Annotated in this window: 23 protein-coding genes and 1 tRNA gene; 5 read left to right on the top strand and 19 right to left on the bottom strand. The window is 58.6% G+C overall.

The window, feature by feature from the left end; genetic code table 11:
• Positions 1-7 precede the first annotated feature (7 nt).
• Together ygfZ and PRI8871_RS18535 are read left to right on the top strand one after the other, a co-directional pair.
• Positions 8-745, top strand: a complete 738-nt coding sequence (ygfZ, locus tag PRI8871_RS18530; RefSeq protein ID WP_108887687.1) for a CAF17-like 4Fe-4S cluster assembly/insertion protein YgfZ — start codon at positions 8-10, stop codon at positions 743-745.
• Between the two features lie 277 nt (positions 746-1,022).
• A complete protein-coding gene (locus tag PRI8871_RS18535) occupies positions 1,023-3,272 on the top strand; it encodes a calcium-binding protein (RefSeq protein ID WP_108887688.1) in 2,250 nt (749 codons plus the stop codon).
• A 73-nt stretch (positions 3,273-3,345) separates the two neighbouring features.
• On the opposite strand, the gene efp is transcribed toward PRI8871_RS18535, so the two are convergent.
• Positions 3,346-3,909, bottom strand: a complete 564-nt coding sequence (gene efp, locus PRI8871_RS18540) for an elongation factor P (RefSeq protein WP_108887689.1) — start codon at positions 3,907-3,909, stop codon at positions 3,346-3,348.
• A gap of 215 nt (positions 3,910-4,124) precedes the next feature.
• Between efp and PRI8871_RS18545 the strand changes: the two genes are divergently transcribed.
• Positions 4,125-4,445, top strand: a complete 321-nt coding sequence (locus PRI8871_RS18545; RefSeq protein ID WP_108887690.1) for a DUF6280 family protein — start codon at positions 4,125-4,127, stop codon at positions 4,443-4,445.
• Between the two features lie 76 nt (positions 4,446-4,521).
• Here the strand turns inward: PRI8871_RS18545 and PRI8871_RS18550 are convergent, their stop codons facing one another.
• The 3 genes from PRI8871_RS18550 to PRI8871_RS18560 all read right to left on the bottom strand — a co-directional run bounded on the left by PRI8871_RS18550 (position 4,522) and on the right by PRI8871_RS18560 (position 7,823).
• Positions 4,522-5,481: a hypothetical protein gene (locus PRI8871_RS18550; RefSeq protein WP_108887691.1), complete on the bottom strand. Its 960-nt coding sequence runs from the start codon at positions 5,479-5,481 to the stop codon at positions 4,522-4,524.
• Between the two features lie 212 nt (positions 5,482-5,693).
• Positions 5,694-7,112 carry a TolC family outer membrane protein gene (locus PRI8871_RS18555; protein WP_245897970.1) on the bottom strand — a complete coding sequence of 473 codons (1,419 nt, stop codon included), beginning with the start codon at positions 7,110-7,112 and terminating at the stop codon, positions 5,694-5,696.
• 57 nt (positions 7,113-7,169) lie between these two features.
• Positions 7,170-7,823, bottom strand: a complete 654-nt coding sequence (locus PRI8871_RS18560) for a protein-L-isoaspartate O-methyltransferase family protein (RefSeq protein ID WP_108887692.1) — start codon at positions 7,821-7,823, stop codon at positions 7,170-7,172.
• Positions 7,824-8,023: 200 nt separating this feature from the next.
• Between PRI8871_RS18560 and PRI8871_RS18565 the strand changes: the two genes are divergently transcribed.
• Positions 8,024-8,097 (top strand) — tRNA-Cys (locus tag PRI8871_RS18565).
• A gap of 68 nt (positions 8,098-8,165) precedes the next feature.
• Here the strand turns inward: PRI8871_RS18565 and PRI8871_RS18570 are convergent.
• The 8 genes from PRI8871_RS18570 to PRI8871_RS18605 form a co-directional block, all read right to left on the bottom strand.
• Complete coding sequence (locus PRI8871_RS18570) at positions 8,166-9,194, bottom strand: site-specific integrase (protein WP_108887693.1); 1,029 nt, start codon at positions 9,192-9,194, stop codon at positions 8,166-8,168.
• Positions 9,191-9,376 carry a hypothetical protein gene (locus PRI8871_RS18575; protein ID WP_108887694.1) on the bottom strand — a complete coding sequence of 62 codons (186 nt, stop codon included), beginning with the start codon at positions 9,374-9,376 and terminating at the stop codon, positions 9,191-9,193. The genes PRI8871_RS18570 and PRI8871_RS18575 overlap by 4 nt, the downstream gene beginning before the upstream one ends.
• 2 nt (positions 9,377-9,378) lie before the next feature.
• Positions 9,379-9,594: a phage head-tail joining protein gene (locus tag PRI8871_RS18580; RefSeq protein WP_108887695.1), complete on the bottom strand. Its 216-nt coding sequence runs from the start codon at positions 9,592-9,594 to the stop codon at positions 9,379-9,381.
• A complete protein-coding gene (locus PRI8871_RS18585; RefSeq protein WP_108887696.1) occupies positions 9,594-11,354 on the bottom strand; it encodes a prohead protease/major capsid protein fusion protein in 1,761 nt (586 codons plus the stop codon). The genes PRI8871_RS18580 and PRI8871_RS18585 overlap by 1 nt, the downstream gene beginning before the upstream one ends.
• The gene (locus tag PRI8871_RS18590) at positions 11,351-12,658 is read right to left on the bottom strand and encodes a phage portal protein (protein ID WP_108887697.1); all 1,308 of its coding nucleotides are present in this window, start codon (positions 12,656-12,658) and stop codon (positions 11,351-11,353) included. Before PRI8871_RS18590 ends, PRI8871_RS18585 begins: the two co-directional genes overlap by 4 nt.
• The gene (locus PRI8871_RS18595; protein ID WP_108887698.1) at positions 12,655-13,161 is read right to left on the bottom strand and encodes a hypothetical protein; all 507 of its coding nucleotides are present in this window, start codon (positions 13,159-13,161) and stop codon (positions 12,655-12,657) included. The genes PRI8871_RS18590 and PRI8871_RS18595 overlap by 4 nt, the downstream gene beginning before the upstream one ends.
• A 96-nt stretch (positions 13,162-13,257) precedes the next feature.
• Complete coding sequence (locus PRI8871_RS18600; RefSeq protein ID WP_146188713.1) at positions 13,258-13,596, bottom strand: hypothetical protein; 339 nt, start codon at positions 13,594-13,596, stop codon at positions 13,258-13,260.
• Positions 13,597-13,712: 116 nt separating this feature from the next.
• Complete coding sequence (locus PRI8871_RS18605) at positions 13,713-13,865, bottom strand: Arc family DNA-binding protein (protein ID WP_108887700.1); 153 nt, start codon at positions 13,863-13,865, stop codon at positions 13,713-13,715.
• Positions 13,866-13,940: 75 nt separating this feature from the next.
• Between PRI8871_RS18605 and PRI8871_RS18610 the strand changes: the two genes are divergently transcribed.
• A complete protein-coding gene (locus PRI8871_RS18610) occupies positions 13,941-14,267 on the top strand; it encodes an Arc family DNA-binding protein (RefSeq protein WP_108887713.1) in 327 nt (108 codons plus the stop codon).
• A 129-nt stretch (positions 14,268-14,396) separates the two neighbouring features.
• Here PRI8871_RS18610 and PRI8871_RS18615 read toward each other — a convergent pair whose 3' ends face one another.
• The 7 genes from PRI8871_RS18615 to PRI8871_RS19735 all read right to left on the bottom strand — a co-directional run bounded on the left by PRI8871_RS18615 (position 14,397) and on the right by PRI8871_RS19735 (position 19,180).
• Positions 14,397-16,175: a phage terminase large subunit family protein gene (locus tag PRI8871_RS18615; protein WP_108887701.1), complete on the bottom strand. Its 1,779-nt coding sequence runs from the start codon at positions 16,173-16,175 to the stop codon at positions 14,397-14,399.
• The gene (locus PRI8871_RS18620; RefSeq protein WP_108887702.1) at positions 16,162-16,656 is read right to left on the bottom strand and encodes a DNA packaging protein; all 495 of its coding nucleotides are present in this window, start codon (positions 16,654-16,656) and stop codon (positions 16,162-16,164) included. Before PRI8871_RS18620 ends, PRI8871_RS18615 begins: the two co-directional genes overlap by 14 nt.
• A gap of 106 nt (positions 16,657-16,762) precedes the next feature.
• A complete protein-coding gene (locus tag PRI8871_RS19730; protein WP_181389533.1) occupies positions 16,763-16,930 on the bottom strand; it encodes a hypothetical protein in 168 nt (55 codons plus the stop codon).
• Positions 16,917-17,666, bottom strand: coding sequence for a helix-turn-helix domain-containing protein (locus PRI8871_RS18625; RefSeq protein WP_108887703.1), 750 nt, complete (start codon positions 17,664-17,666; stop codon positions 16,917-16,919). Before PRI8871_RS18625 ends, PRI8871_RS19730 begins: the two co-directional genes overlap by 14 nt.
• The gene (locus tag PRI8871_RS18630) at positions 17,663-17,959 is read right to left on the bottom strand and encodes a hypothetical protein (protein WP_146188714.1); all 297 of its coding nucleotides are present in this window, start codon (positions 17,957-17,959) and stop codon (positions 17,663-17,665) included. Before PRI8871_RS18630 ends, PRI8871_RS18625 begins: the two co-directional genes overlap by 4 nt.
• Before the next feature lie 50 nt (positions 17,960-18,009).
• Positions 18,010-19,020 carry a tyrosine-type recombinase/integrase gene (locus PRI8871_RS18635; RefSeq protein ID WP_108887705.1) on the bottom strand — a complete coding sequence of 337 codons (1,011 nt, stop codon included), beginning with the start codon at positions 19,018-19,020 and terminating at the stop codon, positions 18,010-18,012.
• A complete protein-coding gene (locus tag PRI8871_RS19735) occupies positions 19,007-19,180 on the bottom strand; it encodes a hypothetical protein (protein ID WP_181389534.1) in 174 nt (57 codons plus the stop codon). Before PRI8871_RS19735 ends, PRI8871_RS18635 begins: the two co-directional genes overlap by 14 nt.
• Between the last annotated feature and the right edge of the window lie 344 nt (positions 19,181-19,524).

Consider the following 19,524-nt stretch of genomic DNA (forward strand, 5'->3'; position numbering starts at 1 on the left):
GTTCCCCATGACCGAGCAGGCCCGTACCATTTTGCGAGTATCTGGCAACGACGCTGCCAGCTTTCTGCAAGGTTTGGTGACCAATGATGTCAATCGCTTGAAAACCGGCATCGTTTACGCAGCCATGCTGACGCCGCAGGGCAAGTATCTTGCCGATTTTTTCCTTGTCCCTGACGGGTCTGACATCCTGATTGACGTTGCGTCCCCGCTGGCGGCCGGGCTGTTTCAGCGGCTGTCGATGTACAAACTGCGCGCCGATGTAACGCTGGTCCAGACCGACCAGACCGTGGCGCGTGGCCCCCTGCCCGTGCCGGACGGCGCGTTTGCCGACCCGCGCCATGCCGCGATGGGCTGGCGCGCCTATGATGGCCGCCCCGATGCGCCCGGCATTGACTGGACCGCGCTGCGTGTCGCCAATTGCATCCCCGAAAGCGGCATCGAACTGACGCCCGACACCTTTATTCTTGAGGCCGGGTTTGAGGCGCTGAACGGCGTCGATTTCCGCAAGGGCTGTTATGTGGGGCAGGAAGTCACCGCGCGGATGAAGCACAAGACCGAGCTTCGCAAAGGTCTGGCCCGTGTCAGCATCAGCGACGAAGTGCCGATCGGTACGACCATCATGGCCGGTGACAAAGAGGCGGGGCAGGTTTTCAGTCAAAGCAACGGCGAAGGAATCGCATATCTTAGATTCGACCGGGCGACTGGCGCACTTTCTGCCGAATTGTCATCAGTTGAGAAACTATAGGGAGTATGCTGCCGATTTGACCTAAAATTGGCGATTAATTCACCCTGGGCGCGACTAAGAATTTAATGCTGCCTTAATCTTTACAAGATTGCGCCGCCAAAACGCGCCGCGCACCCGGTATCCAAAGTGTGAACCTCCGACAAAGGGGTCATGTGTCCGCCGCGATTATCGGTGTTTTTGTAAACAGTATACTGCGGGCAAAGATCTTGTTTCGGAACGCACAAAAACAGACCTGACCAAACTGTTGGCAGGCCCCTGTGACTTTGGGTGAGAACCGATGACTGTGGCAACGACCGAGCAGACAAAGGACAAATTTGTCCGCAACTCCATCGACGGAACGAACCGTGGCGACACGATCATTACCGGCGACACTCATGACATCATCAACGGCCTTGATGGCGCCGACTACATCTCGACGGGTGGCGGCCATGACAAGCTGAACGGCGGTAACGGCAACGATACCCTGGACGGCGGCACTTCGGGCGACAACACGATGAACGGCGGCGAAGGCAACGATATCCTGATCGGCGGCGATGATTTCGACTGGCTGAACGGCGGCAATGGCAATGACCACGCCACCGCAGGCGCAGGCAATGACCGGCTGGCAGGCGGCGAAGGCAATGACACCCTTCTGGCAGGGCCCGGCAACGACCGCGCCGATGGCGGCGAAGGACGCGACTACATCGACGCAGGCGACGGCGACGACCGCCTGTCGGGCGGCGATGACAATGACACTATTCTTGGCGGCGCGGGCAATGACCGCGGCGATGGCGGCGCGGGCAACGACTATATCACCGGCGACGATGGCGACGATTGGGTCAACGGCGGCAAGGGCAACGATACGGTCCTTGGCGGTGCGGGCAACGACCGCATGAACGGCGGCGACGAAGACGACTATATGAACGGCCATGACGGCAACGACTGGATGAACGGCGGCGAAGGCAACGACACCGTGATCGGTGGCGAAGGCAACAACCGCATGACCGGCGGCACAGGCGACGACTTCCTGACCGCAGGCAGCGGCGATGACTGGGTCGTGGGCAGCGAAGGCAATGACACGCTTTACGCCGGACACGGCAACAACCGCGTCGCGGGCGGCACCGGCGCAGATACCATGACCTCCGGCAATGGCGACGACCGCGTGGACGGCGGCGACGAAAGCGATCTGATCTGGGCGGGCCATGGCACCAACCGAATTTCCGGCGGCCAGGGCAATGACACCATTCTGGCAGGCGCAGGGCGTGACCGCATCGACGCAGGTGATGGCGATGACCATATCGAGGCGGGCCACGGCACGAACGATGTGGCTGCGGGGGACGGCAATGACTCGATCCTGTCGGGCGACGGCGATGACACCCTGCACAGCGGCGACGGCAATGACATCGTTGATGCGGGCGCAGGCAATGACTTCCTGACCGGCAACGAAGGCAATGACACGCTTCTGGGGCGCGACGGGTCGGATCAGGCCTACGGCGGCGATGGCAACGACCTGATTATCGGCGGCAATGGCCATGACTTCATGACCGGCGGCGACAATGGCGACACGATCTACGGTGAAGCCGGGAACGACACGATCTACGGCGGCGCAGGTTCGGATTATCTGGTCGGCGGCGGCAGCTACGATCTCAGCTGGTACAGCTGGGATTTCGTGACCGAAATCGGCGGCCAGCGCGTCAACTCGATGCAGATGTTTGGATCTGGCGCGTTCATGGCCGATGAAGAAGGCCGTGGCGACCGCGCGGTCGATGGCGGCGTGGTGCTGGACCTGACGCATTTCCTGATCGACGGGTACAACACCATTGGCGGCGGCAGCGGCAATGACACGCTGATTGGCGGATCACTGAACGACAACCTGTCGGGCGGCGCGCATAACGACCTACTGATCAGCGGCGGCGGCAATGACTACCTTGCCGGCGGCGATGACAATGACACCCTGATCGCAGGCTTCGGCAATGACACGCTGGACGGTGGCAGCGACATCGATACCTTTATCCTGCAATGGGATATGGACGTGTCGCAGTACGACACTGTGAACGATTACAAACCGCTGAAAGAAACGATCACGATCAACGTCTCTGGCGCGGACTCGCTCCAAGAGGTGCTGAATGTTGCCAAGATCGTGCAGTTGGAAGGCAAGGTTCTGGTTGGCATCGGCTTTGACGGCACCAACCAATACAAGACCTCAAGCTATAAGATGGCCGTGCGGATCATGGAAACCACAGTGGACCAGTTTGACCTTGCGACGCTGTTCTCGGTCGCCGAGGTCGATGACGGCCCAGACCTGATCAATGCCACAGCCGCAGCGGACACCTTTGTCTTTACGCTTGGCATGGGGCAGGACAAGGTCATCAACGGGTTTGACCGGGCACAGGATACGGCGATCTTCACCATCCCGACCGCCGATGCCGGAACCGAGTTTCAAATCAGCGAAAGCCGCAGCGCGGTCACGGTACATTGGGGGGACGATGTGATTGTCTTCAACGACATCGCCCTGGCCGATCTGCACTACACGACCGAATTCATCTAACCGGTATACGCCGGACATGCGAAGGGCCGCACCTTGCTGGGGGCGGCCCTTTTGCTTGGATCGAAACAGCGGCTTAGGCGCGTTCCGAATATTCCATGGTCTCGGTGTTGACGATGATGTCCTCGTCCTGCGCGATGAACGGCGGCACCATGACCTTGACGCCATTGTCCAGAATGGCCGGTTTAAAGCTGTTGGCGGCGGTCTGGCCTTTTACGACCGGCTCCGTCTCAACCACTTTGCAGGTCACTTTCTGCGGCAGCGTCGCGTTCAGCGCTTCGCTTTCGTGGAATTCCACAACGATGGTCATGCCGTCCTGCAAGAACGGGCGACGTTCGCCAAGCAGATCTGCGGGCAGTTCGATCTGTTCGAAGGTTTCGGAATCCATGAACACCAGCATGCCGTCAGTTTCATACAGGAACTGCTGGTCCTTTTGCTCAAGGCGCACGCGTTCCACCTTATCGGCGCTGCGGAAGCGTTCGTTCAGCTTGGAGCCGCTGCGAAGGTTGCGCATTTCAACCTGAGCAAAAGCACCGCCCTTCCCTGGCTTGACGTGATCAACCTTGACCGCAGCCCACAGGCCGCCTTCATGTTCAAGGATGTTTCCGGGGCGAATTTCGTTACCGTTGATCTTGGGCATGTGCAAAACCGTGACAAAAGGTTGATAGATCGTTGCGCCCTCCTATATCTGGCGGGTGGCAGGCTGGCAAGACAACCTATTTCGTTATGCACCCGCAGAAAGCCATGCATAGGGCGCATAGGTGCTATGCCTTATAGGGGTATCCGAATCGCACGATATAGGCCATAACCCTCGCCACGCCACAAAATACAAGAGCAATAATTAAAGGACGAATCATGACGGATTTCGTTGACGGTACAGCGTTCAACACCGAACAAGGGAACCGTGCGCGCAAACTCTTCGCCGCCGTTGTTCTTGCTGCTCTGGATGATGCCATTGCTGACGACAAGAAGTATGGCAATGGACCTGAGCAGATCGCCCGCTGGGCGCGTTCGCGTGATGGCCGTGAAGTGCTGTCATGCGCAGGCATCGACCCGAACGAACGTGTGGTGTCCGGGCTGATGGAATTCGTGTCGAAAGGGATCCGCACGTCGGTCGCCCTGTCGCGCGAAGAAAGCGAGCGTCGTAACGCTGCGCAACAGGCAGAAGCCGCCTGATCCAACACCACGGCCTACTATGACAAAAGCGCACCCAAGGGTGCGCTTTTTGTTTTTTCCGATTGCCCCGAAAGGGTTATTCCAGCTCTCGCGCCATCAGCGCCCGCTGGATTTCGCGGCGCACCATCTTGCGCACGTTGCGTGTGATCCGTTCCCCCAAGACCCCGCGCAGTTCCTCTTGTAGAACCTGCTGGATCAACCCGCGCAGCGCGGCCTCATCCATGCCAGTGGCTTTGGTCGCTGAATTCGGAACAGCGCGCAAAGGCGGGAAGTCCGGGCGGCGCGGCGCCTCTGCCGATTTCTCAGGCGCGCGATGCGCAAACAGGACATGCGGCGTAGGGGCCTCATCGGCCTCAGGCGCGGTGATGGACGTGTCAGGGTCGACATCCAGCGCCATCGGGGCCTCAGGCACTTCGGCGGAGGCCTCGGCGGCAGGCGCCTCAGACGCGGCAGGTGCGTCAACCACCTCGGCGGCAGTCTCTTCTGGCGCGGTCAGTTCGTCCCACACTTCGGGCATCGGGGCGACAGGATCTGCCATTGCATCACCAGTTTCCGACTCCCACTCGCCCTGCCCGCGGCCAATCATGGCCTCAAGCTCGGCAATCTTTTCTTCCAAGGTCCGCGCTCGGTCAGACGGCGTTTCCTCGGCCTCAACCGCTTTCAGCAGTGTCAGGGGAATAACATCGTCCATGACAGGCGCAGGCATTTCTGCGGCGGGCGCAGGTGCTTCGGCGGCTTCAGCGACCTGCGCCGGGAAGCGTTGAAACAGCGCGATACGCAATTCTTCGAGGATGGCTTCCTTGGCGGCCTTGTCGGTCAGACCGCCCAGACGCTGCGCCAAGGCCGACACTTCGGCCAAGGTGGCATCTTGCGACACATCAAGGCTGACATCGTCGGGCGCTGCGGGCTCATCCAGACCTTCGGCCAAATCGGTGGTATCCAGCAGAACGTCATCTTCCTGACCAAGCGAGCTACCAAGATCAGCCTCAACCGGATCAGGAATCCTGAGTGCCTGCGTCAGAACCAGCTTGTCCATTGATTTATCCCGCTCCTGCTCCGCCTGTGCTGTCGCATTGGGTTCCGCAGCTTCCTGCGGCCCAATGTTTGCAGACACGAGCTTTCGAATGGACGATAGAACATCTTCCACGGGAACATTCGTGACTGGATCAGACATAACGGACTACCACTCTCGCCTCGGGCATAAGCCTAGCCCGACCAAAAGATTCTGACAATAGATCCGCGAAAACTCTACTCTTTTCCAAGCGCCTTGAGCACGCGGTCCAACTGTTTTCCTTGTTCGCTGCGCACCGTGGGGGCGGTTTTGACCAAATTGTAATATTCGGACGGATCATAAACCGGCACGTTCAGCTTCAGGCTGGCGGCGGTCAATTGGCCGATCGACGCCAGCACGTTATAGGCCGCTTCGTACTCATCCGCCGCAGCCGAGATGAACCCAGCGCGTGCATCCAGCAGTTCCTGTTCGGCGTTCAGAACATCCAGCGTGGTCCGCGTGCCAAGCGTGGCCTCTTCGCGCACACCGCGGAACGCGACGGTCGCGGCTCGGATCTGGCGTTCGCTGGCATCACGGCTGGCGGTGGCGACTTGCAGGCGGGCAAAGGCATTGCCGACATCCTGTTCGACCGTGTGACGCACCACATGCAGGTTGCCCCGCTGCGCATCCCGGCGGGCAATCGCCTGACGATACAGCGCCGACAGCTTGCCGCCCGCATAGATCGGACCAGCAGCCTTGAGCGTCACCGTCGCTGAGTTGCTGAAGTTGTTGTTCCCCAGCGTGTCTTGCAACCGCAGCCCGCCTTCCAGCGTCACATCCGGCTTCATCGCCGCCTGCGCGCGCAGAACATTGATATCCGCAACGGCGACGTCATGTTGGGCCCGAAGCATCGACGGGTGCTGACGCACTGCCGTGGATTTCGCGGACTCTTCGCTGCCGGGCAAGCGCGGCAAGGACGTAGGAGCAACCAGGTTCTTGGGGTAATGGCCAACCGTCGCGCGATACTGTTCGCGGGCGACCTCATAATTGCCAAGCGCCAGCGCCTGATTGGCATTGGCCGAAGCCAGCGCAGCCTCGGTCAGGGCCACGTCGGTCCGGGTCACATCACCCACATCGAACCGGTCACGCGCCGCACGCAATTCTTCGGTGATGACGCGCACGTTGCTTTGGCTCAGGGCCACCTGCTCAGACGAGCTGCGCACCGCCATAAAGGCCGCAACGGCATTGGCCATGACCTGCTGTTCAACGCCAATCAGCGCCTCACGCGTGGACAGGACCGTTTCCTTGGCCGCATCCACCGCCAGCTTGCCCTTGCCGAAATCATAGATCGACAGTTGCGCGGTCAAATTGGCGGTCAGTGTATTGTTGGCAAATCCCGCGACGGCGCCACCGGTTGAGGAACTGCGCTGGGTGCCAAAGCTGCGGCTTGCTTCAACCGACCATGAAATGATCGGACGCAAATCCGCAATGGCCGAGGCCACATCTTCATCAGCGGCGCGCAGCAAGGCACGGTTCTGTTCCAGAAGACCGCTGTGTTTGTAGGCGCTGGCCAGCGCGTCGGCCAGCGTCTCGGCGCTGACCGGTGCCGCGGCAAATGCCGCCATCGTTGCAGCAAGCGCGATGCGCCCAATGCGACCACGGAATGTGTTTACCATGCTCACAGTCTGTCCCCCTTGTTCAGGTCTGCAGAATTGGGCGCGCGCCCTAGGATGTCAAAGTGAAAACGCCGCGTGCTTTTCAAAACCGGGCAGAACAGGCGCGCCAGCGTTGAACGCCAAACGCCAGTGCATTTTGCCGTCGATTTTATAGCCGATGCGAACCTCGCCCAAAGCGCCGGTCTGGAACAGAACGCAAATGCGGCCGCCCTCTTTCAGCTGCTCGGTCAAAGCCTCGGGCAGATATTCAACGCCGCCCTGCACGATGATGACATCGTAGGGGCCATGATCCGCCGCACCAGCCGTCAGCGCACCTTTGTGCAGCACGACATTGTCCGACCCGTTTTCCGACAAAAGCGCCTGAGCTTCATCCGCGCGGTCTTCGTCATCTTCAACCGCGATAACAGCTTCGGCGATGCGGGCAATCACTGCCGACGAATAGCCAAGGCCCGTGCCGATATCGAGAACCAGTTCGTCATTGGCGATGTCCAGCGCGTCCAGCATTTTCGCCAGCGTGCGCGGCTCAAGCACAACGCGGCCGCCGCCCAGCTCGACGTTTTCACCGATATAGGCCGCCTCACGCTTGTCGCGCGGCACGAAACTTTCGCGCGGTACAGACAGCATGGCGTCAATAATCGGGAACTTGGTCACATCAGACGGGCGGACCTGAGTGTCGACCATCATTGTTCGGCGTGCAGCGTAGTCAGTCATCTACTAAACTCGTTCGTTCAGATTCCTCGCATACTTAATGCCACAGCTCTCTCAGGACAACAATGCAAAGCGCGGAAGTTTCCCGAAGCAAATGGTCGCTGCCCGCCTTTCCGCCCACGAATGCGCATTTCTGCGATCCCCCATCCGAGAGGGCTTGCGGAACCCGAACGACTGGGCTAAATCCGCACAACACCACGGATGGCGAGTTGGCGGAGTGGTGACGCAGCGGATTGCAAATCCGTGTACACCGGTTCGATTCCGGTACTCGCCTCCAACATTATCAATGACTTGCGTCATGCTCAGACTCCTCTTGCTTGATTTTTGAAACAGGCGTTGAAACATTCACGTTTCCTTCCTGTTCTGTTCAAAACGGTTTCGGGCGTTCTGAGCCCGCGTTGCAAGTTCCCGTTGCCGGATCGGCCCGCCGTATTTTTTAAGCATCTCAACGCCTGAGTGCCCGGTGACAGCCTTGACCATCTCGTCATCACATCCGGCCAGATAAAGCTCAATCGTCGCGTTCTTACGCAGTCCATGGGTGACGTATAGGGCAGCATCCGGGTGCTGCATCTTGGCTTTGACCTTGCGCATTTCCTCGGCAACGGTGCGGTATTGAACGGGGCGGCCTGCCGTATCTGTGATGACGGTAAGGCCCTTCTTTTCGACGGTCGCTAGAAATGACTTGAGGCGGTCCGTGAAAGGTATCCACATCGGCTTGTCGCCTTTGCCCTGCGTGAAATCCCAATGGCCATCGCGAACGTGTTCCCACTTCATTTTCAGAACATCACCGATCCGCTGACCTGTGCCCAAACACAATTCGTAGACAAGCCGTGCTCGTGGGGTTGCAATCGCCTCGAACTCTGCCCGTACATCTTTCGGCCACGGTTCCCAGCCGTTGCTTTCCTGCTTGAAAAGCGGAATTCCTTTGGCGGGGTTGCCATGCTCTTTCTTGATAAAGCCAATCAAGCGGGCATGGTTCATCAAAACAACCATCACTTGAACCAAGTAATTGGCCTGCCGCCAGCGTTCCGCATTTGCTCGGTGCAACTCATAGATGTGATGCGTCTCAATCTTGGCGGGGTCTTTGGTGCCCCAGATCGTCCGAATGTGTCCGATATACTTCCTGTAATCGGCCTTCGTGCGCGGTTTCAGCTTCTTGTAAGCTTGGCTTTCAAAATAGCTCAGAATCAGTGTCTCGAAAGTGCGCTTTGCTGGGATTGGGGCGCGGCCTTTCAGTAGTAGGTTGTAGTGGTCCCAAAACTCAGGCGTTCCCGGCTCCTCTTTCATCATTACGGATTGGCCCCGCGAACGACGAATGAAACGGTAGTATCCCCGATCATAGTAGACGTACTTGGGAAGGCCCTTTTTCGTCATTTGCCCATCCGCAAGTCTTCTGCGCAGAAGTCGTCATTTCCTTCCGGCTCAACCATACCCGATAGTGCAATGACCGTCCCATCAGGCTTCATTTCAATACGGTTATAAAGCCAGCCGCAGTCACGGGCCTCACGCATGAGCATTTGAGCAAATGCTTTTGCTTTCGTGTGTTCTCGTGCCATCGCTAAAAACCTTTCGAAGAGGAAAACCGAACGGTGCTGGGGCGGGTGGAGGTGGTTTGGCGAATGCGTGCGTCCAGATCGGCAATTGCTCGGGCCATTTCCGAGTCTGAGCCGTAGCGCACGCGTTCGTTATTGTATTGCACTTCCCGCGCACCGCGTGCGCGCGCCCGAACTAGGGCGTCGCGCATTTCTTCAAGTTCGGTGACGCTGATTGCCATTAGACACCCGCGTTCTTGTGCCAGCCGCGGTGGTCGATCCAGCCACAACCAAAGTCCAAGCGCACTTTGATCTTCACCCCGTCCACCTCGAAGCCCTGTTGCGTCTCGATCTGCGGGCCGGGTGCGCCCTCAAGATAGGCATACTCCAAGCCGTCGATGGTGGCGGGATCAGCGGCCACGTACCAAGCGTTCACGTCGCTAAGACGCGGTTCCACGGCCAAGGTCAGCTTGCCAAACGGGTTAACGTCATCCGACTTGGCGGCGTTGATCTGCGTCAGAAGCTGTTCCGCTTCGGTTTCAAGTTCCGGCGGAACGACAACAGCGAAAGGGGTGGCGTTGATCGGTTCACCGGCAAGGCCCTTCTGACGGCGCATGGCCGTGCGGGCGGCGGTCAGCGTGGCGATAGACAGGCTTGCGCCCGTCGCCGCAAGGTTGTTGTGGTCAGCGTGGAACACTGCCGTGCCGTCGCTCATGGTCGGGTTGGAGGTCAACAGGGCCACCAGCTGCGCTGCCTCGAAAGCGCGGGCCGCTTCGCCCAGCTTGGCGGGGATCTGCGTAAACGCCCCGAGATCATCATTGACCAGCGCTTGCCGGGAAATGCCAAAAATCCGGCCGAACGTTTCGACGCTGTAGCTTTCGCCGCTTTCGTCAATCGTGCCGTAGGAAAACTCACCCGTTTCAGAGACCTTTTTCAGATCAGGCCCGGAACCAAACTGCAAGGCACGCTTGGCGCGGAAGTCGCGGGCCGTGGTCTGGCGAGCCAGAAGACGAACGCCGGACGGTGCCGCCTGATAGGCGCGGCGCAGTTCACGCCCAACCGCATCGCCAAGGATCAGCGGAAAGTCAGAGGTCGAATTCAAGGCGCGGGTAACCACCGTGCCAGCGGCAAGGCCGGAGGTCGAAAGGCCGGAACGCTGCAAGCAATCGCGGGCAATATCCACGCACGACATGGCCGCGTACTGTTGGGCCGGTGCGCTCAGATCGTGGTCCGGGTGCGAACGGGCATACAGCGCCTCACCGGCACGCGTGGCAATAACTGCCGGGTCGGTGTTGTCGGTGCCCACGGTGGCGCGTGTGGTGCGGGTTTGCGTGCTGGTCGAACGCTGCTGCATGGCCTCAAAGGCCGCGCGGCGGGCTTCGTCCGGGGTTGCGGCGGCGTCAATCTGTTCATCAGCCCAAGCCCGCGTCAAACCGGCGGTTGCGGCGATGGTGCGAATTTCCGCGTTCTCGGCGGCGCGGGTCGTGGTTTCGGTGGACTGCTCGATAACGGTTTCTTGTGCTTCCATGGTCATTTCTCCATTGCGGAAGTGTGCGCCCGGATCAGCCGGGACTGGAACAACGGACACCTCGATAGGCGTCCAGATTTTCGCGGTACGAATGCGGGTTTGACCGTTGCGCGTGTCTTCCCACTTGGCGACCTGGTATCCGATGGACAGGCCGCGCAACGTGCCGTCTTCGATGTCGGAAAGAACAGACAACGCGCTGGACGCGCTGCGAAATTTCATCCGAACCCAAATGCCTTCGGGCCGCAGTTCAGCGGCTTCGACAACGCCCAACTGGTCACGGGTGGAGGCGCTGCGATGCGCGTCCAAGACCGGCGCACCGATCAAGCGCGACAGGTCAGCCCCGGCCAAATCCAAACGCTCGATGTAGGCACCGCGCGGCGTGTCTGCCCCGGTCGAAACAATGGCTTCAACCGTTCGGTTTTCGGGATCTACCGTGTTCGGCTTGGTGGTCAGGTTGCGAAGGTGAATGCTCATGCGTTGCCCTCCTTTTGGTCGCGGGCCAATTCTTCGTTCAGGTCGTCAATGTCGCGGCCCCGGCCTGCAACGACTTCCTCACGGCTTTTCAAACCGGCTTCGATTGCGCGGGCGTCGGCTTCGACCTCGTTTTTCGGGTCAACCCACTGCCAACCGGGGGGCACGAAACGCACGGCAAAATAATCGTTCATCTCGGAGGGGGTCGCGGTGATTTCGCCATTCAGGAAACGAAGTTCGATCCAGCGCCGCCACAAGGGGCGCAAGAACTGCCCTTCGATCAAAGACCGTTGCAGCATTTCGGCGCGGCGGCGGAACTCCAACAGGCCCACGCGGGCCGAACTGTAGTTCGTTTGGGTCAGATCGCCGGTCAACGCCTCGAAGGTCAGACCCAAGCCAGCGGCGATTTCCCGATCTTGGGCGCGCAAGAAGTCAACCGCTTGCGCCAAGCCCTGTCCCGGCGTCGAAAAAGTCACGTCCGCCCCTTGGGGCAGAATGCGCATTGCGCCCGGCTCCAAGGCCACATTCAACGCGCTACCGTCCGCCTGACCTTCGAAGCCCGCGAAACTGCCATCGGGGTCGCGCACAAAGCCGGTCATAAGGCTGGACACCTTCAAGAGCATCAATAGCGCGTCGGATGCGTCGTCGCGGTCGCGCAGCTTGGCCAGAACCGGTGCCAACCAAGACAAGCCGCGCACCTGCCCCGGAAACAGCTTGTCAAAGACGTGCAGCACCTCACGGGCCGGAACGCGTACAGCCGTGCCATAGACGGCAAAGGGCGTTCCCGGCGCTTCGGGCAAGATGTGATAGGCGGTGATTTCGTCGTCGGCGTCGAACTCGATACCGGCAACGATACGGCCACCGTTGCCAAGGTCGCGGTTGATCGTCGGGTCAATCTGTTCTGCCGGGATCGGCTTAACCCGAATATCGCCTTGCGCAGTGATCTGGATACGGGCGAACGCCTCACCATCGCGCACAAGGGCGCGGGCCAGAACCGGCAACTGGGGGGCGGTCAACGCCTCAAACGCCTCATTCAGATCGCGGGCCGTAGCGGCGTTGGGGTGACGCGCCCGCACCTGCCAGCCTTTGCCAACAAGCGCAGAGGTCCAAACCTCGATGCAGCGGCTACCGTAGGGCGTATTGACGGACTGTGCCGCAGCGCGGGCCTGTGCCGGTCCGCGTGCGGCAAGCGTGCTTTGCAAGGGCGAGGTCAGGACGGAAGCACCTTCCCAACGTCGCCCACCGCCCCCGGCCTCAATGCCGGAACGGCGAAACACTTTGGCCAGAGATCGGGAAAAGAGGCTCATACGCGAACCTCAAGGGTCGCGAACCTTTTCATGACCTCAAAACAGGTTTGACCAATGTCGTAGCAGATTGCATTCGATGATGTTTGCAGGGCGAAGTACATACTCAGATCGGAAGATTTTTCCACAAAATCAACGGAATAAACTTCATCAATCACGCGGGAAGGCCGCAGTATGGCAATGCCGTTCTCATGCGGGCTACTGGCCATCTGAACTTTGGGAATCAGGAACTGAATAATGTCAGACATTGAAGACGCAACTTTGATCGCGTTCTTGGTTTCAATGCGAAAAATATGGATCAGTTCATTCGCAACTTGCAAAACGCAAATGTCTACAACGCTCAGATACGCCGTGGTCCCATCCGGGGCCAAGCCAAGTTCGGTAAGGTAACCTTTCCGACGCCATGCCCGCAAAGTAGCTTGATTCAAGCCAATTACCTTGTCGGCTACGCCCATCTTGAATTCTTTGCTCTTCATTTTAGGCCCATAAAATCGTTGCAACTTCATCGAAAGTCTCATGTTGCCATGGTGAAGTCAATATTTCGATGCGCATGCAACGATTTTCTAGCTGGTCAGCCTCCCAATTTGGCCTTGGCAAAATACCTATTCCAGCCGCTCAAATCTGCTCGGATTTTCAAGGACATCGGAGAGCCGATCTAGGTCTTTCATGACGTTGAACATGGCGGTTGAGACGCGGTTGGCGATGAATCTTGCCGCATCGCGGTCTAGGCCGCGCCCTTCAATCCCTTCGCCGTTGACCAACGACTCCAGCGCGACCGACAGGTAAAGGGCCTCTTTCACGCCTTCGGGATACGGCTCAAAATCGGGCGTCATGATCGCACGCGCGGCTTTAATCGCCTCTTTGGGATCGGTCGGCAAACTGTCCAGATAGGCCGCTTGACGGTCTCGAAGGGCCTTCACAGCGGCAAAGTGTTCGTCCACGCAAGACTCGTGGCAAAGGGCATGGCCGTGGACAGTCTCATTTTCCCACAGGGTGACAGGGCGAGTTTCATCTTTCCCGCAAACGGGTTGGTTCGTCATTGTATGGTGCTCCAAATTTAAATCTTCTTGGCTTCTTCCCGTTCCACCCTTTCGCGAATGGCCCGGATAACTTCGGAATTTTGAGACGAGCTATTCAGTTCAGCTTGGTTCGCAATCCAAGCCTTGAGGTCGTCGGGAAGACGTACTTGCATTGGCTTCATATCTAACATCCCTCATGATGGCTCATTGATATCATGGCTCATTGCCATCATTGCGTCAAGCGTCGAATATGGCTCTATGCCATCATGACAGACCGAAAGCCTCAAAATCAGGATAAGTTCATCCTTCGAATGCCAGACGGCATGCGCGACAGAATCAAATCCGTCGCTGAAAAGAACAATCGAAGCATGAACTCGGAGATTTTGAGCACTCTAAGCGCTGCATATCCAGAGCCAGCAACACTAGTTGCCGACATGTCGCTGGAAGAGGTAATCGAATTGGTCGCCTCAGATGGTTTGCCGCGCCAATTGAAAAAGGGCAAAAGTGTCACGACGGTTGTAATGGAAGCTGACGGAAGTATTCAGGCTACTTCTCAATACACGTCCGGAATTGTTACGCTTAAGGCGAACTAACCACTTGAAACCCGCGCCGCGCCCGTTAGGGAACGGGCCGCGCGGTCTGGGGGTTTTCCCACTCACCCAGTTACGGGGTTGCTTTGGGGGAATGCCCGATACCGGCCCCGTAGGTGCAACCTACCAAACTTATCTGCGCATCCAGTTCGATTGCAGTACCGGCGACGGGCGCGTGATTGCGCCCGCTGGATTGGCCAATTCCCGCCGTTTGGCGTCCCAATCGGGGTGCAGCATCTGTCGGGCGGCAAAGGCGTAGACAAGGCAATCCAGTGCCTCAGCGCGGCGACCGGGTATCCGCTCAAAGCTGCGCACCGGCTGGCCCTTGCGGTAGCGCAGTACGGCGCGTTCGCTGGCAACCTGTTCGTGCCAGACGCGGGGAAGATCCTCAGACAACCGAATGGACGCCCCCCGCGACAACCGGCCAAAGATCAGGGTTTTCAGGGTATCAACCCCAACGATCCAAAGCCTTGCCCCTGTCTTGGTTTTAGAGCTGGCGCGTTCGATCATCGGGCGGTTTCCCGGTGCGCCCTTGATGGCCATGACCTTGCGCCGGGTGCGTGGCTGACAGAAGGCCGTGACGCGGTGCATGGTGGTGCCGTCGCCCGCATCGATCGCGACTGCCTCGATGCCGATCCGGCCCCCCAGCGCGTGCGGGAACGTCTCTTTCAGCAAGGTATCCAAATCAGTCCAGGTGGCGTCTTCGTCCCACTGCCCCCAAATCACGGTATGGCCCAAGACAACGGCGGTGCCGTCTTCCTGCCAGCCAACGTAAGTGACCTCTAGGCGGTCGTGCTGGACGTCGCAGCCCACTGTGACGGTCAACACGCCTTCGGGCACCTCAGCCAGCCCCACGGCCTCACCACGGCCTGCCAAACCGTCTTCGTCCAGTTCTTCACCTTCCCCGCGCCAGCCTTGGCCAAGGATCGTGTTGACGAAGGTCTGTAGGGTGCTGGGATCGTCCTTGGCGCCGATGAACTCAGCCGCCAACCGCGACCATGAGGCGTTGATATGCAGCGACACCAAGGCATTCAGCCGAAAGCCCGCGTGCCCTTGCACCTCAGGCCGCGTGGCACGCCATTGGCCTTCAGCCACCATTGCGGGCTTGTGCCGTTCTGGCACCTCCTCACGGCATTCAGGGCACTTCCAACGGGCGGTTTCCGGTTTGCCTTCGTCCCAAATGATCGCGTCCCACTGGATTTCTGAGAAGACGCCACAGCAGGGGCAAGGCACCTCGAATACGCGGGCGTCAGACTGCGCATAGGCGCGAAGGACGTGGCTTGTTTCGTCGTGAACCGGCGTGCTGCCCAAGACGATCTTGCGGTCAGGAAACGACAGCGTCCGGCGTTCGGCCAACAGGATGGGCGAACCTTCGGCGGTCGACTCCATGCCGTCCGCTTCGTCGATGAACAAGACGCGCACGTTGTGCCGGCGCAAATTTCGGGGGGCCTTTGCGGCGACAACTTTCAGCGAACCGCCGGGAAAGCGGCGCGACAGAAGCGTGTTGCGGTCGCCGTCTTCCCGATCATCGGACAACGCCTTTGCAACCGTGCTGGACGCGGCAAAGATCGGTTCAACGTCGCTCACCACGTAGTCGCGGCAATCGGCTTCAGCTGGCAAAAGGCAAAGGATCGGCGCGGGTTCGTTCGCCACGAAGGAGGCCACAGCAGAGGTTAGAAGCGTTGTGAAGCCCACGCGCACCGGCTTGACCAAGGTCACACGCTCAAGGGCGGGATCTCCGATTGCATCGGCAATTTCACGTTGGAACGGCCACAGCGTGACAGGCCCCGGCTGTGCGCTCACACCTTCGGGCAGGCAAACGTTGGCCTCGATCCACTGCGACAGTTGCAGCCGGGGCGGCGGGATCAAGGCACGCAAGGCGTTGCTGGCCACTTCGTCAATTGTCGTCATTGCCCAACTCCGTCAGTGCATCGCGAATGGCGCGGTCCATCGCTTGGGTTGTCGCTGCATCCAGATCGGGCAAATCGGCGCGAAGGCGGGCCGGGACAGCCATCAGGCGGGCACGGACACCGCGCAGAAGGTCAGACCATTTGCGTTCGACCTCGACGGCCTCGACCAGTTCGCCGCGCAGCTTGCTGTTTTTCAGGGCTTGGGCGTCGGCCTGCCCCTTGAGAAGACGGGCGCGTTCGGCGGTCAATTGGGCCGCTTGATCGGCGCTGCCCCAGTTGGCCGCAAGGCTGCGAAGGTGGCGCGTGTAGTTCCCAACCGTCGCTGCCAGATCGTAAGCATCGTGCCCCAGATGCACCGCAATGCCGCGCTTTTTGAGGTCCGAGAGGGCACCGGAAGACAGGTCCAGCAATTCGCAAAGATCCTGCCCCCCAATTTGGGTGATCGGCTTCCCCTCCAAAGGCAATTGGTCAATTATCTTCATGATTTCTTACCCTTAGCAAAATTTCCGCATAGCGTGACACGTCGGGGTGCGAATTACCCGTGATGCCCCCACCCCCAGAAGGACCCGCAAGCCCTTTGCGGCGTTCTCAGACGACACGGTTGGCAAGCTGTGAAAGTTCATAGGCAATCTCGGACTTTTCTTCGTGGAAGCGGTGCGGGTCGCGGTGATCGGGGCACAATCGGCGGATGCGGCGGGCAAGGTCTGCGAGTTGATCGCTTGGCTTGCATCGGGTTTCGGGTTCACTGCGCTGCATGGCCAACCGCCTGTTCATCCAGCATGGCCGTGAAGAAGCGGCGTGCCTCTTCGATCTGTTCCGGCTTGTCCGGCGGGGTCAGGTAGGGAAGGCGGAAGAACGCATTGCCCTTCTGGTCGCGGTGAAAAACGCCCAACGCGTGAAGCTCTGGCAATCCCTGCTTTCTCAGCCAATCAGCCCAAGGGTTCAGCTTTGACCAATCCTTGGTCGCAATGGCGCGAAGCCCTTCGCAGATGTTTCCAGCGAACTTGTGAGTGCTGAACGCATGAAGGGTCCGCCCCTTTTGTTCTAAAGATTGTTTAGCATTATATAGCGGGGGGATGATTTGCCCCCCCTTTTGCTGCAAATCCTCCCCCCTTTTGGTGCCTTGGGCGGGGTGATTTGCCCCCCCTTTTTCGTCGTTTTTGGGGGTAATTTGCCCCGCCTTTGCGGCGTCGAAATGGATCACTTTTGAGGGTGTGAGGAAGCGTAGCAAGGGCGCTTTGCCGCGCCCACCGTCGCCCATAGATGCCAGCCATCCAGCATTGCGCAGCTCGCGCAACGCGCGCTTGATGGTGTCGCGGTGAACTTTCAGGTAATCCGCCAAGGTTTCCTGAGACGGGTTGCACTGCCCAGTTTCATCATTTGCAAAGACAACTGCCAGCGTCGAAACAATGTTCTTGGCGGTAGGAGAAAGCCCCTCAGCCTGAAGCGCGGCCTTCATCCATTCAAAACGGTTGATATGGGGAACAGTCATGCCAAAGCCCCCCAATGCAGCACGATAATGGGGTGACGTTCGGCAAGCGATGCGCTAGAATCATCGCGAAGTTCGGATACTTCTTTTGCACTTTGAACGCCGGATGCAGTTGCTGCTGCTCCGGCGTTTTCCTTTTCGTGCACCAGATTTGCGTTTGAAACATTCACGCCTTGTTCGCGGTTTGTCTGGGGCAATTTTGAAACCCCAACGCTTTGAAATATCGGGCTTTCCTTCCGGATTGCAAATCCGTGTACACCGGTTCGATTCCGGTACTCGCCTCCATTTTTTTTCAAGCACTTAGCGCCCAACTTGGCGCGCTTGGCTTGAAAGTCTAAACAAACTTCTAAACATTCTGTTTTTGTTCTGTTCGCTTTCGCTGCGCCACCTGCGCCCGCAAGCGTTGCCTGATCTTCTTGGTGTAATGCAAAACCATCGTCGGGCTTTGACCAGTCACCGAGGCGATCAGATCATCCCCGCAGCCAGCCTCCAACAACTCGCAAGCCGCGTTGTACCGCCAACTATGAATGTCATAGTCCAAGGCCCCAATGGTTTCGCGGACCTTGCGAACGGCCTGAGAGGCCCCGCGATAGGACCAACGGTTTGTTCCACGCTCATTGGTCAGCAAGAAAATCGAATGCCGAGGAGCCGCGTCCAAAGCCGCCTGAAGCTCCGGCAAGATGGGAACCCATAGCTCCTTACTGGTCTTGTTCTGCCGAACGAAGACCGCCCCATCTTTGATGTCTGACCACCGCATATCGAGCACATCCCCAACGCGCTGGCCCGTGCCTACACACAGCTCCATAACCAGCCGTTCGCGCGTTCCCATCGCGCAAGACGCACGATAGGCCGCCAACAGTTCGGTCGGCCACGGCTCACGCTCCTTCTTCTGCGTTTTCAGCTCTGGCACACCTTTGGCCGGATTGCTCTCACGCCACCCAAGATCGACGCAGTGCTCCATGAGAACGCGAAGAACTCGCAGAGAATAATTCGCGAAATAGACCTTATCCTCATTGGTGTCCCGCAGTCGGATGACGTCCTTTCGCTGCATTTTAGCGGGGTTAACACCCCCCATGATGGATACAAAAAAGTCTAGGTATTTATCATAGTCCAACGCAGTGCGTGGTTTCAGATTTTTGTATCGAGGCGATTTGCGATAGTCTGCGACCAAGCTTTGAAAGCTGCGAACGGAAACGGTTTTCTTATCGGCCCTGCCTTCCAAAATGTCCGCATACTCCTTCCAGAATTCAGGTGTTCCGAATTCGGCTTGGAATTTATGAGACGGCCAACCCCGCCGCTGGAAATAAATTCCATTGCGCTGCCGGTAGACATGCTTGGGAAGCTCACGTTTTGCCATGACGCATATCCACTTCTTCAAAGTCGTCCACGACCTCGCCTTGGCCCAAATCCAAGACAATCCGCCTCCCTTCTACGGTCACGCGGTTCACATTTTTGCCCGCGTGTTCAAATGTTCTGAACAACCGCAACGCCTTTTCTTCTAGTGACGACGCCGACATTTCCTACACCTCCGGAAAATTCAATAATTTCATATGGGAACGCCGCTTTTGCAATCGCTAAAGCAGCTCCTTCCGTTTACCGAATCTAACTTGATTTGCCACAATCGCGAAGCCGCCCGATCACGCGACCTGTCACTAAGTGTAGTACATGCACTTGTTACAGCTGTAATATTTTGTGATCGAAAAACTGGTTTCAGTGGTCCACTTGAATTGGTCGTGACCTGCCACTGAACTTTCATCCAGCCGCGACCGGAGTCCGGTTGGTGTTTACGCCGATCGGCGCAGGTTGAGCAATCGCCCGACGCGCGGAGCTTTCATTTCGCGCAGCGGGGCGGGCGATTGCG

This window comes from Pseudoprimorskyibacter insulae (assembly GCF_900302505.1).
Taxonomy (GTDB): domain Bacteria; phylum Pseudomonadota; class Alphaproteobacteria; order Rhodobacterales; family Rhodobacteraceae; genus Pseudoprimorskyibacter; species Pseudoprimorskyibacter insulae.